Below are 16,154 nucleotides of genomic sequence, written 5' to 3' on the forward strand. Positions count from 1 at the left end.
GCGGGTGAGGGTCCGCTGTGGGGCGTACGGGACCGTCCACGCAGGCCGGCGCCGAGGGGCGTACGAGCCGGCCCCCGTACGCCTGCCTAGAGCGCGCCCTTGCGCGTCAGGTGGTTGAAGAACAGCCACCCCGGCAGCACAGGAATCCACAGGGTCAGCAGCCGGTACAGCAGCACCGCGGGCGCGGCGACCTCCTTGGGGAGGCCGACGGCGATCAGACCGACGGTGAGGGTCGCCTCGACCGCGCCGACGCCTCCGGGGGTGGGTGCCGCCGAGCCCAGCGCGTTACCGGCGAGGAAGACGACGGCGACGCTGGCGAGGCTGAGCGTGGTGGTCTCCTCGTGACCGAACGCGCGGATCGACGCGTCCAGGCACATCACGAAGCAGGCGGTCAACAGCAGCATTCCGCCGATGCCGGTGACCAGCTTCTGCGGCCGCTGCAGAACATCGAGCATGCGCGGCACCACACCGGCGAACAGCGACCTCACGCGCGTGACGACGAATTTGCGCAGGAACGGCACCGACGTCATCACGAGAACCAGCACCGCGACCGTCAGCAGACCCGCGATGACCGTGCGGGACGGCGACAGGGACGGCGTCTTCTCGGTGCCGGTCAGATAGCCGAACGAGAGCAGCATGAGGATGTGGCAGCCGAGCCCGAACAGCTGCGACGCGCCGACGCTCGCCACCGCGAGCCCCGGCCGCACCCCGGAGCGCTGCAGGAAGCGTGTGTTGAGGGCGACACCACCGACCGCGGCGGGTGCCACGATCTTCACGAACGAGCCGGCGACCTGAGCCGCAACGGTCCGCAGGAACGGCACCCGTTCGGGCACGAAGCCGAGCAGGCTCATCGCCGCCGCGAAGTAGCTCAGCGCCGAGAACAGCACGGCCGCGGCGACCCAGCCCCACTCGGCGTTGTCGAAGAGGGTCCCGAACTCGATGTGGGTGAGCTGCGTCAGCAGGAAGTACGCGCCGATCGCGCCGGCGATGAAACTGATCAGCGTGCGCGGCCGGACGCGCTCCAGGCGGGCCGGTTCGACCGGCGCCTGCGGCCTGATCAGCAGCACCTGGTGGCGGATCTGGGTGAGCAGATCCTCCTCGCGCGCCTCGTCCAGAGCCTCGTCGATCGCCCGCTTCTCGGCCCGCTGTTCGGCGCGTACCGCCTTCTTGCCGGGCTTTTCGAGTACGGGAGTGGTGGCTTTCTTGGCTTCCTCGGCGCGGGCGAGCTTGTCCTGCCGGGAGGCCTCCAGGACCGCCTCGCGCTCGCGGTGCGCGCGCTCCCTGGCCAGTTTCCGCAGCGTCGCGCGCGTGGCGCGCGTCAGCGCGATCGGCTGAAGCAGCGGCAGACAGTCGGCGACGGCGTCCGGGCCGAGCACGCCGACCGCCGACTCCACGGCCCGCTCCGCGCCGACGCGAAGCCCGAGCGTGGTGACCATCTGGGCGATGTCCATGCGCAGGAGCAGATCACCGGCCGCGATCTCGCCGCCCCGCAGATCGGTGAGGATCACCGTGCCGGAACGATCCACCAAAATCGCGTCACCGGCGAGTCTGCGGTGCGCGATGCGCCGGGACTGGAGTGCCTGCACCTGGTGCCAGGTGTCGCGCAGCAGATCGTCGGTGACGAGCTCGTCGGGCAGCGAGTCGAGGGTGTGGCCACCGGTGTGCTCGTAGACGAGCATCACGGCGTCCGGGCCGAGCTCCGAGGTAGCGATCAGTTTGGGCGCGTTGGCCCCGGCCGCGATGGCCGCGTACGCGAGGAGCGCCTCCTGCTCCAGAGCCTGGCGCAGCGACTGGAGGCTGCGGCGCGTGGTGATGCCGCGCAGCGTCAGCCGGCGCCACACGCGGTAGAAGAAGCCCTGTGCCTGCTGCTCGCGGTCGACCACGGTGACGTCCAGCGGCGGGCCGTCCTCCAGCGTGACGAAGTAGCGCCGGCCGCGGTCGCCGTTCTCCGTGGCCTCCGGTGCCTCCTCGCGGGCCGCGCTCACCGGGTGGAAGCCGACATGCCGCAGGCCCGCCATCAGCGTCCGTCCGGTGGGCCGTACGTTCGGCGAGCCGACCGCGTACAGCGTCCCGTACGCGACGGTCCAGCCGATCAGCACCGTCAGGATGATCGAGAACGGTGTCGTATAGCCGGTGACCAGCATGGAGAAGGCGTCGAGGAGCAGCACCACCCAGAGCACCGCGCGCCAGCGTGGTCTGCGGGACATGCCGACGGCCGTCATGTACGCGATGACCGGTGCGAGATAGCCGTGCACGGGGTCGGTGAGGGCGTGGATGTCACCCGGCGAGGGCTGGGTGAGGGCCTCCTGGATGGAGCCCGGGGCGGCCTTCGCGACCCAGAGGTCCGTGGCCAGTGTCACCCCGTGCGCCAGGACCGCGGCGAGGACGCCGTCGGCGATGCGCAGCCCGTCCCGCTTGATCAGCCGCTCGATAGCGAAGGCAACGGGCACCAGAAGGATCGCGATGCTGGACGCCAGCCCCGCGATCTTGATCAGCAGATCGGGTGCCTGGCCCGTGCCCTTGTTGATGTCCTGTTCGAGCCCGGAGGTGGTGCCGTGCGCGAACGCCGCGATGGCGAGGAGCAGGACGATCGCGAGGAAGCCGACCAGGAGCCGCATCAGGTCGGACGGACGGTGCACGCGCGCGGGGAGCAGCGGTTCGTCGCCCTCGACCTCGTCGGTGTGGGCTTCGTCGGCGCAGTCGGTGTCCTTCTTGACCTGCTGCTTCTCTTCTTCGTACGTCTGAGGAGCGGTCTCTTCGGCCGTCTTGGAGGCGGACTCGTTCGCCTTCTCGGCTGTGTTCTTCTCGTCTCTCTCGTCGACGCCGCCGGTGTCCGGGCGTGACGAGGCCTCGGAGGTGCTCTCCGCGTCTTCGGGGTGCACGCCCTGCTGCCTCATCGTCTCTTCTTGGTCTCGTATCACCAGTCACCGCCCGCACGATGGTGGCATGCCCCACCGACACACGGGGGCATCAGGGTGCAAACGCGGGGGCGCACAGTCTGCCCCAAGCGTCGCCGCGGGGCGAGGGATACGCATAGTCGTCACCGAGTCACATTGTCGGTGGGGTGGGGCAGGATGGATCGGATGAGCGAGGAGAACCTTCCGGCGGATGCCCTGCCGGAGTACGCGGAGCGGGTCCTTGAGGTCGCCGAGCTGATCCCGCGCGGGCACGTCATGACGTACGGCGACGTCGCCGAATGGCTGGAGGAGGGCGGACCGCGCCAGGTGGGCCGGGTGATGGCCCTCTACGGAGGATCGGTTCCGTGGTGGCGTGTCATACGCGCGGACGGCGTGCTGCTCCCCGGCCACGAACTGCGGGCGCTGGCTCACTACCGCGACGAGGGCACGCCTCTGAAGGAGGCGAGCAGAGCCTCCGAGGGGCATCTGCCGCGCGTCGACATGAGACGGGCGCGATGGGACGGCGGCGAGCGCGCGGAAGGTCACACCTGACAGCTTCCGGCATCGGACGGGCGGAAGGGGAACCTGTGGCCCGTACGAGGGAAACGAGGCACATCCGTGACATGCCGTACGTTCGTGGAGCGAGGGACGCACGTGGTGTGAGGGAAGAAGGGGAAGCCCTCCATCCACGAAGCTCACCGGCGTAGCGTCGTCGGCGCGCATCCCCCTCACCTCGCGGCCACCGCCCTCCAGAAGCGGTGGTCCACCCATCCGTCACCCGACCACCATGCCTCCACGTCGGCGCTCCGCGCCGGCAGTGACAGATTGCACAACCACCAGGACCGGCGAACCACGTGAGCTCCTCCTCTTCCACCAGGCGCCTGACGCACCCCCAGGTGCGCCAGGGGACCCGCGGCGCGTACCGACTGGTGCGTACGCCGCCGGCCCGGGTGGATCCCCCTCGTCTGGACGCAGGGCAGCGCGCGGTGGTTGACCACGGGAGCGGCCCGCTGCTCGTTCTCGCAGGTCCGGGCACCGGCAAGACGACCACGCTCGTCGAGTCCGTGGCCGCCCGGATCGCACGGGACGGCGACCCGGAACGGATCCTGGTGCTGACGTTCAGCAGAAGGGCGGCCGTCGAACTGCGCGACCGTATGGCGCTGCGCATAGGGGCCGCCCGCGCGCCCCAGGCCACCACCTTCCACTCCTTCTGCTACGCCCTGGTCCGCGCCCACCAGGACAGCGACCTGTTCGTCGAGCCGCTGAGGCTGCTGTCCGGCCCCGAGCAGGACGTGGCGGTGCGCGAGCTGCTCGCAGGCCAGCCCGACCTGGAGCGGCTCGGTCTCGCTCATGTGCGCTGGCCCGACGAACTGCGCGCCTGCCTGACCACCCGCGGTTTCGCCGATGAGGTTCGCGCGGTCCTCGCCCGCAGCCGTGAACTGGGCCTGAGCCCCGACGCCCTGGATGCCTTCGCCCGGCGCATCGGCCGCCCCGACTGGGGTGCGGCGGCGGCCTTCCTCGCCGAGTACCTCGACGTCCTCGATATGCAAGGAGTGCTCGACTACGCGGAACTCGTCCACCGCGCGGTGCTCCTCGCCCGGCGCCCCGACGTCGCCGAGCGCCTCGCCGCCCAGTACGACGCCGTCTACGTGGACGAGTACCAGGACACCGATCCCGCACAGGTGCGGCTGCTGCGCGCCCTCGCGGGCGGCGGGCGCACGCTTGTCGCCTTCGGCGACCCCGACCAGTCGATCTACGCCTTCCGGGGCGCCGATGTGAACGGCATCCTGGAATTCCCCGACGCCTTCCCGCGCGCGGACGGCCGCCGGGCGCCGGTCGAGGTACTCAGGACGTCCCGCCGCTCGGGAGCCGCCCTGCTGGCCGCCACCCGCCTGCTCACCCAGCGGATGCCGCTGACCCGCCTCCCGGCGGAGAAGGTGCGCGCCCACCGCGAGCTGTCCCCGGTACGGGACGGGGGCGGCGCCGAGGTCTACACGTACCCGACGTCCGGTACGGAGCTCGACAACATCGCGGACATTCTGCGCCGCGCCCACCTGGAGGACGGCGTCCCCTGGGGCGACATGGCCGTCCTGGTGCGCGCGGGCTCCCGCACGATCCCGACGATCCGACGGGCGCTCACCGCGGCTGGGGTGCCGCTCGACATCGACGGCGACGATCTGCCGCTGCGCCACGAGCCCGCGGTCGCGCCACTGCTGACGGCGTTGCGGGCGGTGGCGCGGGCAGAGTCGGGTGCGGACGTGGCCTCCGGTGGCGACAGCGACGTAGTTGTCGATGTCCCTGAAGACACCGATGTACGTGACGACGCAGACGCATCCGAAGACACCGACGTACGTGACGACGCAGACGTACGCGAAGGCGCAGACGTATCCGAAGGCGTACCCGAAGACGCAGACGTATCCGAAGACGCCGATGTACCTGAAGACGCTGACTCGCAGGTCGCGCCCTGGCTCGACACCGAAACCGCGCTCACCCTCCTCGCCTCGCCCCTCGCGAGCATGGACGCCGCCGACCTGCGGCGCCTGGGCCGCGCGCTGCGTGAGGAGGAGCGCGCCGCCGGCAATCTCGTACCGCCGCCGTCCGACGACCTGCTCGCCCGCGCGCTGGCCGAGCCGGAGCGGCTCGTCGCGCACGACCCGGCGTACGCCCGGGGAGCCCAGCGCCTCGGCGCGCTGCTGCGCAAGGCACGGGAGCGCCTCGCGGGCGGCGGGACGGCCGAGGAGGCGCTCTGGGACCTGTGGGAGGGCACACCCTGGCCGCAGCGCCTGGAGCGGGCCGCACGGCGCGGTGGTGCGGCCGGGCGAAACGCCGACCGGGACCTCGACGCCGTGTGCGCGCTGTTCGCGACCGCGGCGCGCGCCGAGGAGCGCACCGGGGGCCGTGGCGCCCTCAACTTCCTGGAGGAGATCGAGGCGGAGGACATCGCCGCCGACACGCTCACCCGCAGGGCCGTACGCCCCGACGCCGTACGCCTGATGACCGCGCACCGTTCCAAGGGCCTGGAGTGGCGCCTTGTCGTCGTCGCGGGCGTCCAGGAGGGCCTGTGGCCGGATCTGCGCCGCCGCGGCTCCCTGCTGGAGGCGGACCGCATCGGGCGCGACGGGCTCGCCGAACCCCTCACGCCCGGAGCGCTCCTCTCCGAAGAGCGCCGTTTGTTCTACGTGGCCGCCACGCGCGCGCGTGAACGCCTCGTCGTCACCGCCGTGAAGGCCCCCGCCGACGACGGCGACCAGCCCTCCCGCTTCCTCACCGAACTCGGTGTCGAACCCAAGGACGTGACCGGCCGTCCACGCCGCCCCCTGTCCGTCGCCGCGCTGGTCGCCGAGCTGCGCGCCACGACCGTCGACCCGCGCGTCTCGGACCCCCTTCGACAGGCCGCGGCCCGCCGCCTCGCCCGGCTGGCCGCGCTCGCCGACGAGGACGGCCGCCCTCTGGTCCCCTCCGCGCACCCGTACCGCTGGTGGGGCATGTACGAGCCGACCGAGAGCAAGGTCCCGCTGCGCAACCGCGACCAGCCCGTCGTGCTCTCCGGAAGCGCCCTCGACCAGCTCGCCAACACCTGCGCCCTGCAGTGGTTCCTGGGCCGCGAGGTGAAGGCCGACGCGCCCGCGACGGCCGCCCAGGGCTTCGGCAACGTGGTGCACGTCCTCGCCGACGAGGTCGCGTCCGGACACACCCCCGCCGACCTCGCCGTCCTCATGGAGCGCCTCGACTCCGTGTGGAACGCCCTCGCCTTCGACGCGCCCTGGAAGTCGGCTCAGGAGAAGGAGCACGCGCGCGTGGCGCTCGAACGCTTCCTGAAGTGGCACGTCGACTCCAGTGGAGCCCGCGCCGGACGTACGCCGGTGGCCAGCGAGCACGACTTCGACGTGACCCTCGAAGCGGGTTCCTACGAAGTACGCATCCGCGGCTCCATGGACCGCGTCGAGGCGGACACCGAAGGCCGCGCCTACGTGGTCGACTTCAAGACCGGCAAACAGGCGCCGAGCGCCGCCGAGGTGACACACCACCCGCAGCTCGCCGTCTACCAGCTCGCCGTCCGCGAAGGCGCGGTCGACGACGCCTTCGAGGGCGTACGCCCCGAGCCGGGCGGTGCCGAACTCGTCCAGCTGCGCCAGGGCGCCGCGAAGAAGAACGGCGGCGAGACCCTGCCCAAGGTGCAGGCCCAGGCACCGCTGGAGGGCGAGTGGGTCGGCGACCTCCTGGCCACCGCAGCCGGCAAGGTCCTCGACGAACGATTCTCGCCGACCGCGGGACAACACTGCACACACTGCGCGTTCCGGGCGTCGTGCAGCGCTCGGCCTGAGGGGCGGCACGTGGTCGAGTGACGGGTCCCGAAGGGCGCCAGTCGCCGAGCGGGTGTCCCCAGAGGACGGCACGGAGGCGAGTGATGTACGGCACCACGTGTGCTGACCAGCGGTTCTCTCGCCCCGGCGGCCGATGTGGCCCCCACTGTCAGTGGGCGCAGCTAGCCTCTCTGACGTGCCCGCCCGTATCACCGATCCCGAGCAGCTCAAGGAGCTCCTCGGCATCCCGTTCACCCCGGAGCAGACGGCCTGCATCACCGCACCGCCCGCCCCGCAGGTGATCGTGGCCGGAGCCGGTTCGGGCAAGACCACGGTGATGGCGGCACGCGTGGTGTGGCTGGTCGGCACCGGACAGGTCGCCCCCGAGCAGGTCCTCGGCCTGACGTTCACCAACAAGGCGGCGGGCGAACTCGCCGAGCGCGTCCGCAAGGCGCTCATCAAGGCGGGCGTCACGGATCCGGATGTCATCGACCCGGACAACCCGCCGGGCGAGCCCGTCATCTCCACGTACCACGCCTTCGCGGGCCGGCTGCTGACCGACCACGGGCTGCGTATCGGACTCGAACCGACGTCCCGTCTGCTCGCCGACGCCACCCGCTACCAGCTCGCCGCACGCGTGCTGCGCGAGGCCCCGGGACCGTACCCGGCGCTGACCCGCTCCTTCCCCGACCTGGTCGGCGACCTCCTCACGCTCGACTCCGAGCTCGCCGAACACCTCGTACGCCCCGAGGACCTGCGCGCGTACGACGCCGAGCTGCTGCGCTCCCTGGAGGGCACCAGACTCACCAACGCCGATCTGCGCAAGGTCCCCGAGGCCGCCGCGGCCCGGCGCGAGCTCGCCGAGCTGGTGGGCCGCTACCGGGCGGCCAAGCGCGAGCGCGACCTCCTCGATTTCGGCGACCAGATCGCCCTCTCGGCCACCCTGGCCCGCACCCGCCCCGAGGTCGGAGAGATCCTGCGGGACGAGTTCCGCGTGGTCCTGCTGGACGAGTACCAGGACACTTCGGTCGCCCAACGCGTCCTGCTCGCCGGACTCTTCGGCGGCGGCACCGGTCATCCCGTGACCGCGGTCGGCGACCCCTGCCAGGCCATCTACGGCTGGCGCGGCGCTTCCGTCGCCAACCTCGACGACTTCCCCGAGCACTTCGCGCACCCCGACGGCCGCCTCGCGAGCCGCCAGGCGCTCAGCGAGAACCGTCGCAGTGGCGGCCGCCTCCTCGACCTCGCCAACGGCCTCGCGGAGCCTCTGCGCGCCATGCACGCGGGCGTGGAGGCCCTCCGCCCGGCCCCCGGGGCCGAGCGCGACGGCCTGGTCCGCTGCGCGCTGCTGCGCACCCACGCCGAGGAGATCGACTGGCTCGCCGACTCCATCGCCCATCTCGTACGCACCGGAAAGGCGCCCGGCGAGATCGCGGTCCTGTGCCGTACGGCCACCGACTTCGCCGAGATCCAGGGCGCGCTCGTCGCCCGCGACATCCCCGTCGAGGTGGTGGGCCTCTCCGGGCTGCTGCACCTCCCCGAGGTCGCCGACCTCGTCGCCGTCTGCGAGGTGCTCCAGGACCCCGGCGCCAACGCCTCCCTGGTCCGGCTGCTCACCGGCCCGCGCTGGCGGATCGGCCCGCGCGATCTCGCCCTCCTGGGGCGGCGTGCCCGCCTTCTCGTGTCCCACGCGCGCGTGGGAGCCGACGACGACCCGGACCGCCGGCTCGCCGCAGCCGTCGAGGGGGTCGACCCGGCCGAGGCGATATCGCTCGCGGACGCCCTCGACACATTCCTGGAGCTGCCCATCGAGGCCGAAGGGGACGACGACGGGCTGCCCTTCTCGCCGGACGCACGGGTGCGGTTCGCGCGGCTCGCCGCCGAGCTGCGCGAGCTGCGCCGCTCGCTCGCCGACCCCCTGATGGACGTCCTGCACCGGGTGCTCGCCGTCACAGGCCTGGAGGTCGAGCTGTCCGCGTCCCCGCACGCCCTGGCCGCCCGCCGACGCGAGACCCTGTCGAACTTCCTGGACATCGCCGCGTCCTTCGCCGCGGGCGACGGCGAGGCGACCCTGCTGGCCTTCCTCGGCTTCCTGCGCACCGCCGCGCAGTACGAGAAGGGCCTCGACAACGCCCTGCCCGGCGGCGAGAACACCGTCAAGGTCCTGACCGCGCACAAGTCCAAGGGCCTGGAGTGGGACGTCGTCGCGGCCCCCGGCCTCGTCAACGGCACCTTCCCCAGCAGCCAGGGCCGCGAGAAATGGACCGCCCAGGGCAAGGTCCTGCCACACGAGCTGCGCGGCGACGCCGACACACTCCCCGACATCGACGCCTGGGACGCCAAGGGGATCAAGGCCTTCCACGAGGCCATGAAGGACCACCAGCACACCGAGGAACTCCGTCTCGGCTACGTCACCTTCACCCGCCCCCGCTCGCTGCTGCTCGGCTCCGGCCACTGGTGGGGCCCCTCCCAGAAGCGGCCGCGCGGCCCCTCGGACTTCCTGCACGCCCTGTACGAGCACTGCGCGGCGGGACACGGCGAGATCGAGGTCTGGGCGGACGAACCCGCGGAGGACGAGGAGAACCCCGCCCTGCACGAGGCAGCCGCCGACCACGCGTGGCCGCTCCCGCTCGACGACGCGGCACTCGCCCGCCGCCGCGCGGCCGCGGAGACCGTACTCGCGCACCTGGAGCGGGTGGCGTCGCACGAGGAGGCCCACCCCGGGGCGGAAGGGCGCCGAGCCGGGGCCGCCCACGGCCCGGCCTCCTTCGACGACCCGGATTGGCCACCTCCCCCGGAGGACGACGAACCGCCCTACGACGAGGACGGTTTCCCGGACCACGAGGACGGCTTCGCGGACCACGCCGAGTCGTCGGACTTCCCCGACGACGACTCTTCCGACTGGGACGCGTGGACCACGGCCCGGCCGACGCGCCCCGTATCGGTGCACCACGCGCGCGTGCCGCTCGCCGGAGAGCCGGACGGCGACCTGCCGGGGCCGACGATCCCGCACGCACGTCGGCACCCCGCCGAAGCGGAGCTCACCCCGGAAGAAGCCCGCACTCTCGCCTCCTGGGACCGCGATCTGGACGCCCTGACCGGAGAGCTCCTGCGCGCCCGCGCGAGCGTCACGGACGTACCCCTGCCGTCGTCGCTCACCGCGTCGCAGCTGCTGCGCCTGGCCGCCGACCCGGACGGCTTCGCGCAGGAGCTGGCACGCCCCATGCCGCGCCCCCCGCAGCCCGCCGCGCGCCAGGGCACCCGCTTCCACGCCTGGGTGGAGTCGCGCTTCGAAGAGCTGCGGCTGCCCATGCTGGAGCCGGAGGAGCTGCCCGGCAGCGAGGCCGAGATCGCCGACGAGCGAGACCTGGAGACCCTCAAGGACGCCTTCGAGCGCACTCCGTACGCGCACCGCACTCCCCACCGCGTCGAGACGCCGTTCCAGCTCGCCATCGCCGGACGCGTCGTACGCGGCCGTATCGACGCCGTCTACAGGGAAGGCGAGGGCGACGGGACGACGTACGAGATCGTCGACTGGAAGACCAACCGCGGACGCACCGCCGACCCCCTCCAGCTCGCGCTCTACCGTCTCGCCTGGGCCGAGCAGCAAGGTGTGCCCCTGGAGTCCGTCAAGGCGGCGTTCCTGTACGTCCGCAGCGGCGAGGTCGTGCGACCGGACCACCTCCCGGACCGTGCCGCACTGGAGAGGCTGCTCATCGAAGACCCAGCGGGCCCACAGGAACAGGCTCCGGGGGAACCGCCGGACGAACACGCCTCTGTGGGCGGATAGGCTCATAAGCATGAGCAAGCCCGTTGACAACGCCGTCAGCACCGTCCGCACATACATCCAGAACCACCGCACGGCCTTCCTCGACGACCTCGCGGAGTGGCTGCGCATCCCTTCGGTGTCGGCTCAGCCCGACCACGCCGCGGACGTGGCGCGCAGCGCCGACTGGCTTGCCGCCAAGCTGCGGGAGACCGGTTTCCCGACCACCGAGGTCTGGGCGACCGCGGGCGCGCCGGCCGTCTTCGCCGAGTGGCCCTCCGACGACCCTGAAGCCCCGACGGTCCTCGTCTACGGGCACCACGACGTGCAGCCCGCCGCCCGCGAGGACGGCTGGGACACCGAGCCCTTCGAGCCGGTGATCCGCGAAAACCGCCTCTACGCGCGCGGGGCCGCCGACGACAAGGGCCAGGTGTTCTTTCACACACTCGGGGTCCGCGCCCACCTCGCCGCCACCGGGCGCACCGCCCCGGCCGTACACCTCAAGCTGCTGATCGAGGGCGAGGAGGAGTCCGGCTCGCCGCACTTCCGTGACCTCGTCGAAGAGCGAGCGCAGCGGCTCGCCGCCGACGCCGTGATCGTCTCCGACACCGGCATGTGGTCCGAGGACACCCCCACGGTGTGCACCGGCATGCGCGGCCTCGCCGAGTGCGAGATCGAGCTGCACGGCCCCGAGCAGGACATCCACTCCGGCTCCTTCGGCGGCGCCGTGCCCAACCCGGCGACCGCCGCCGCCCGCCTGGTCGCCGCGCTGCACGACGAGCACGCGCGCGTGGCCGTACCCGGCTTCTACGAAGGCATCACCGAACTCACCGACCGGGAGCGCGAGCTCTTCGCCGAGCTGCCCTTCGACGAGGAGCGGTGGCTGCGCACGGCCAAGTCGACGGCCACCCACGGAGAGGCCGGACACACCACCCTGGAGCGCATCTGGGCCCGTCCGACCGCCGAGGTCAACGGCATCGGCGGTGGCTACCAGGGCCCTGGCAGCAAGACGATCATCCCGTCCTCGGCCATGGTGAAGCTCTCCTTCCGGCTGGTCGCCGGCCAGGATCCGGACCACATCGAGAAGGCCGTACGCGCCTGGGTCGCCGAGCAGCTGCCCGCGGGCATCCGGCACGAGATCACGTTCGGAGCGGCCACGCGCCCGTGTCTCACACCCCTGGACCACCCGGCTCTGCAGTCCGTCGCACGCGCCATGAGCCGCGCCTTCGAGCAGTCGATCCGCTTCACCCGCGAGGGCGGCTCGGGACCCGCCGCCGACCTCCAGGAAGTCCTCGGCGCCCCGGTGCTCTTCCTGGGCATCTCCGTCCCCTCCGACGGCTGGCACGCCCCCAACGAGAAGGTCGAACTCGATCTCCTCATGAAGGGCGTCGAAACCACCGCCTACCTGTGGGGCGATCTGGCCGAGAACTGGCGCGAGGCACACTGAAGAAGCCGATTCACGTGCTGAAGAGCGCCCCGCACACCCGCCCTGCCGTACGTCCTGCTGAACCGCCCGCCGAAATAACCGTTCCACCGGGGGAGTTGGAAGCACCCGTGACCACCTGGACCGACCGTACCGCCGAACGTCCCATCTCGCTCACCGCCCCGAGCGGCATCGACCGGGCCGCCCACCACCGGCTCGACGAGGCCTGGCTCGCGGCGGCCTGGAGTCACCCCACGACCCGTGTCTTCGTGGTCTCCGGCGGTCAGGTGCTCATCGACGAGACGGCGGACGGCACCACCGAGCTCGTGATGACCCCCTCCTTCGAGGCCCCGCTCACCGAGGCGCACCGCTACTTCCTGGGCACGGACGACGATGGTGTGAGCTATTTCGCACTTCAGAAGGACGCGCTTCCCGGCCGCATCGACCAGTCCGCACGCCCGGCAGGTCTGCGCGAGGCAGGACTGCTGCTGTCTCCCCGTGACGCGGGCCTGATGGTCCACGCGGTCGCCCTGGAGAACTGGCAGCGACTGCACCGCTTCTGCTCGCGCTGCGGCGAGCGCACGGTCATTGCGGCCGCCGGGCACATCCGCCGCTGCCCCGCCTGCGGCGCCGAGCACTACCCGCGCACCGACCCGGCCGTGATCATGGCGGTCACGGACGACGAGGACCGCATCCTGCTCGGCCGCCAGGTGCACTGGCCCGAAGGCCGCTTCTCCACGCTCGCCGGCTTTGTCGAGCCCGGCGAGTCCATCGAGCAGTCCGTGCGCCGCGAGGTCTTCGAGGAGGCGGGCGTCACGGTTGGCGAGGTCGAGTACGTGGCCAGCCAGCCGTGGCCCTTCCCCTCCAGCCTCATGCTGGGCTTCATGGCCCGAGCGACCTCGTCCGAGATCAACGTCGACGGCGAGGAAATCCACGAGGCCCGCTGGTTCTCCCGAGAAGACCTGCGGGCCGCCTTCGAGTCCGGGGAGGTCCTGCCTCCCTACGGAATCTCGATCGCGGCCCGCCTCATCGAGCTCTGGTACGGCAAGCCCCTGCCGACGCGGGCAGTGGCCTGACGTCCTCAGACGCCGATCTTCTGCTTCACCTGAGCCAGCGAAGGGTTCGTGAGCGTCGAACCGTCCGGGAAGAGAACGGTGGGAACCGTCTGGTTTCCGCCGTTCGCCTTCTCCACGAACGCCGCGGACTGCGGGTCCTGCTCGATGTTGATCTCGTTGTACGTGATGCCCTCGCGGTCCATCTGGCTCTTCAGCCGGCGGCAGTAGCCGCACCACGTGGTGCTGTACATCGTCACAGTGCCCTGCATGTCGTTTGCGCTCCTTCACGGCTTCGGGGTGCGTGGTCGCTGCCAGTGGAACGTATGTGACCTGGCCCCCATTCCCGGAGGGGGTATCCCGAGGTGTCCCGCAGGACGTGACGCCTGCCGCATTAGTACGACTACGAGGGCCTCCCTGTGGACAACCGGCTCATCCGTCTCCGGCGACCTGGCAGCATGGCGGGGTGACAGCAGCAACGCACTCCACCCTCTTCCCGCAGGTTCCGGACACGGCCGACGCGGTGCTCGACGGGCTCGACCCCGAGCAGCGCGAGGTCGCCACCGCCCTGCACGGTCCGGTGTGCGTGCTGGCCGGCGCCGGTACGGGCAAGACGCGGGCGATCACCCACCGCATCGCCTACGGGGTGCGCGCCGGGGTCCTGCAGCCCTCCAGTGTGCTGGCCGTCACCTTCACCAACCGCGCCGCGGGCGAGATGCGAGGCCGCCTCCGCCAGCTCGGCGCCGGCGGCGTCCAGGCCCGCACCTTCCACTCCGCCGCGCTGCGCCAGCTCCAGTACTTCTGGCCGAAAGCAGTCGGTGGGAGCCTGCCCCGGCTCGTCGACCGCAAGATCCAGCTCGTCGCCGACGCGGCGGCCGCCTGCCGCATCCGCCTCGACCGGGGGGAACTGCGGGACGTCACGGCGGAGATCGAGTGGTCCAAGGTCACCCAGACCATCCCCGCCGACTACGCGGCCGCCGCCGCCAAGGCCGGCCGCGAAGTCCCCCGCGCCCCGGCCGAGATCGCCCAGTTGTACGGGGCGTATGAGGACCTCAAGCGCGACCGCGCGGTCATCGACTTCGAGGACGTCCTGTTGCTGACGGTCGCGATCCTCCAGGACCGTCACGACATCGCGGAGCAGGTCCGCTCCCAGTACCAGCACTTCGTGGTCGACGAGTACCAGGACGTCAGCCCGCTCCAGCAGCGCCTCCTGGAACTGTGGCTCGGCGAGCGCGACAGCCTCTGCGTCGTCGGTGACGCCAGCCAGACGATCTATTCGTTCACCGGTGCAACTCCCGACCACCTTCTCGACTTCCGCACCCGTCACCCCGGAGCCACCGTCGTCAAGCTCGTCCGCGACTACCGCTCCTCGCCCCAGGTCGTCCACCTCGCCAACGGCCTGCTCGCCCAGGCCCGCGGCCGCGCCGCCGAGCACCGCCTGGAGCTGATCTCCCAGCGCGCCCCGGGCCCCGAGCCCGTCTACGCCGAGTACACGGACGAGCCCGCCGAGGCCGAGGGCGCCGCCCGACGCATCCGTGACCTCATCGCCTCCGGCGTCCCCGCGGGCGAGATCGCGATCCTCTTCCGTACGAACTCCCAGTCCGAGATCTACGAACAGGCCCTCGCCGACGCCGGAGTGCCCTACCAGCTGCGCGGCGCCGAGCGGTTCTTCGACCGCCCGGAGGTGCGCAAGGCGGGCGCCGCCCTGCGCGCAGCCGCCCGCTTCGGGGGCAACGACTCGCTGCTGGACGACGTCGTCGACCTGCCCTCGCAGGTCCGTGCCGTGCTGTCCGGCGAAGGGTGGACCAGCCAGCCCCCCGCAGGCTCCGGCGCGGTCCGAGAGCGCTGGGAGTCGCTGGCCGCCCTCGTGTCCCTCGCGCAGGACTTCGCCGCCGCCAAGGCGGGCGCCACCCTCGGCGACCTGGTCGCGGAGCTCGACGAGCGGGCCAGTGCCCAGCACGCTCCGACTGTGCAGGGCGTCACCCTCGCCTCCCTCCACTCCGCCAAGGGGCTGGAGTGGGACGTCGTCTTCCTGGTCGGTGTCGCCGAGGGCATGATGCCGATCACCTACGCAAAGACCGACGAACAGATCGAGGAGGAGCGCCGCCTCCTGTACGTCGGTGTCACCCGGGCCAGAGAGCACCTCTTCGTCTCCTGGGCGCTGTCCCGCTCACCCGGTGGCAGAGCCAACCGCCGGCCCAGCCGCTTCCTCGACGGGCTGCGCCCGGGCTCCGTCGCCACCGCGGGACGGAGCAGCGGCGGCGGTACGGGAGGCGTCGAGCGCGGTGTCGGCAGCAGCGGTGGCACGGCGGTACGGCGTACGAGTCGGACCCCGGCCCGCTGCCGGGTCTGCGGTCGTATCCTCGCCGACGCCGGCGAGATGAAACTGATGCGCTGTGAGGACTGCCCCTCCGACATGGACGAGGGTCTCTACGAGCGGTTGCGTGAGTGGCGGGCGGTGCAGGCGCAGCGCAGCGGGCAGCCCGCGTTCTGCGTCTTCACCGACAAGACACTGATGGCGATCGCCGAGACCGTGCCCGACGACGAGGGCGAGCTAGCGCGGATCCCCGGGGTCGGCGTGCGCAAGCTCAACCGCTTCGGAGCCGACGTTCTGGCCATCTGTACAGGTCAAGAGCTTGGAGGCGACGACGAAAGTGACTGATACAAACTCGTCGAAAAAATAGTTTGCGCATGCCCCAGCAATCCCCATAG

Annotated in this window: 8 protein-coding genes; 6 read left to right on the forward strand and 2 right to left on the reverse strand. The window is 71.6% G+C overall.

All coding sequences use genetic code 11. The features are described 5' to 3' along the window. Nucleotides 1-86: 86 nt before the first annotated feature. Complete coding sequence (locus tag AB5J50_RS32985; protein WP_369261903.1) at nt 87-2,897, reverse strand: lysylphosphatidylglycerol synthase domain-containing protein; 2,811 nt, start codon at nt 2,895-2,897, stop codon at nt 87-89. 186 nt (nt 2,898-3,083) lie between these two features. On the opposite strand from AB5J50_RS32985, the gene AB5J50_RS32990 reads away from it, so the two are divergent. The 5 genes from AB5J50_RS32990 to nudC all read left to right on the forward strand — a co-directional run bounded on the left by AB5J50_RS32990 (nt 3,084) and on the right by nudC (nt 13,466). Beyond that, on the forward strand, nt 3,084-3,449 hold the full coding sequence (locus tag AB5J50_RS32990) for an MGMT family protein (RefSeq protein ID WP_369261905.1): 366 nt from the start codon (nt 3,084-3,086) through the stop codon (nt 3,447-3,449). A gap of 302 nt (nt 3,450-3,751) precedes the next feature. Then, nucleotides 3,752-7,243 (forward strand): UvrD-helicase domain-containing protein, encoded by a 3,492-nt coding sequence (locus AB5J50_RS32995; RefSeq protein ID WP_369261907.1) that lies wholly within the window; start codon nt 3,752-3,754, stop codon nt 7,241-7,243. A gap of 154 nt (nt 7,244-7,397) precedes the next feature. Next, entirely contained in the window at nt 7,398-10,991 is a 3,594-nt protein-coding gene (locus AB5J50_RS33000) for a UvrD-helicase domain-containing protein (RefSeq protein ID WP_369261909.1), read from the forward strand. 10 nt (nt 10,992-11,001) lie between these two features. Next, nucleotides 11,002-12,414 (forward strand): dipeptidase, encoded by a 1,413-nt coding sequence (locus tag AB5J50_RS33005; protein WP_369261911.1) that lies wholly within the window; start codon nt 11,002-11,004, stop codon nt 12,412-12,414. Between the two features lie 107 nt (nt 12,415-12,521). Further along, nucleotides 12,522-13,466, forward strand: coding sequence for an NAD(+) diphosphatase (nudC, locus tag AB5J50_RS33010; protein ID WP_369261913.1), 945 nt, complete (start codon nt 12,522-12,524; stop codon nt 13,464-13,466). Between the two features lie 5 nt (nt 13,467-13,471). On the opposite strand, the gene AB5J50_RS33015 is transcribed toward nudC, so the two are convergent. After that, entirely contained in the window at nt 13,472-13,714 is a 243-nt protein-coding gene (locus AB5J50_RS33015) for a mycoredoxin (protein WP_081219297.1), read from the reverse strand. 194 nt (nt 13,715-13,908) lie between these two features. Here AB5J50_RS33015 and AB5J50_RS33020 point away from each other — a divergent pair, with 194 nt between their 5' ends. Further along, on the forward strand, nt 13,909-16,104 hold the full coding sequence (locus AB5J50_RS33020) for an ATP-dependent DNA helicase UvrD2 (RefSeq protein ID WP_369261915.1): 2,196 nt from the start codon (nt 13,909-13,911) through the stop codon (nt 16,102-16,104). Nucleotides 16,105-16,154: the final 50 nt, after the last annotated feature.

The organism is Streptomyces sp. R35 (genome assembly GCF_041053035.1).
Classification (GTDB): Bacteria; Actinomycetota; Actinomycetes; order Streptomycetales; family Streptomycetaceae; genus Streptomyces; species Streptomyces lutosisoli.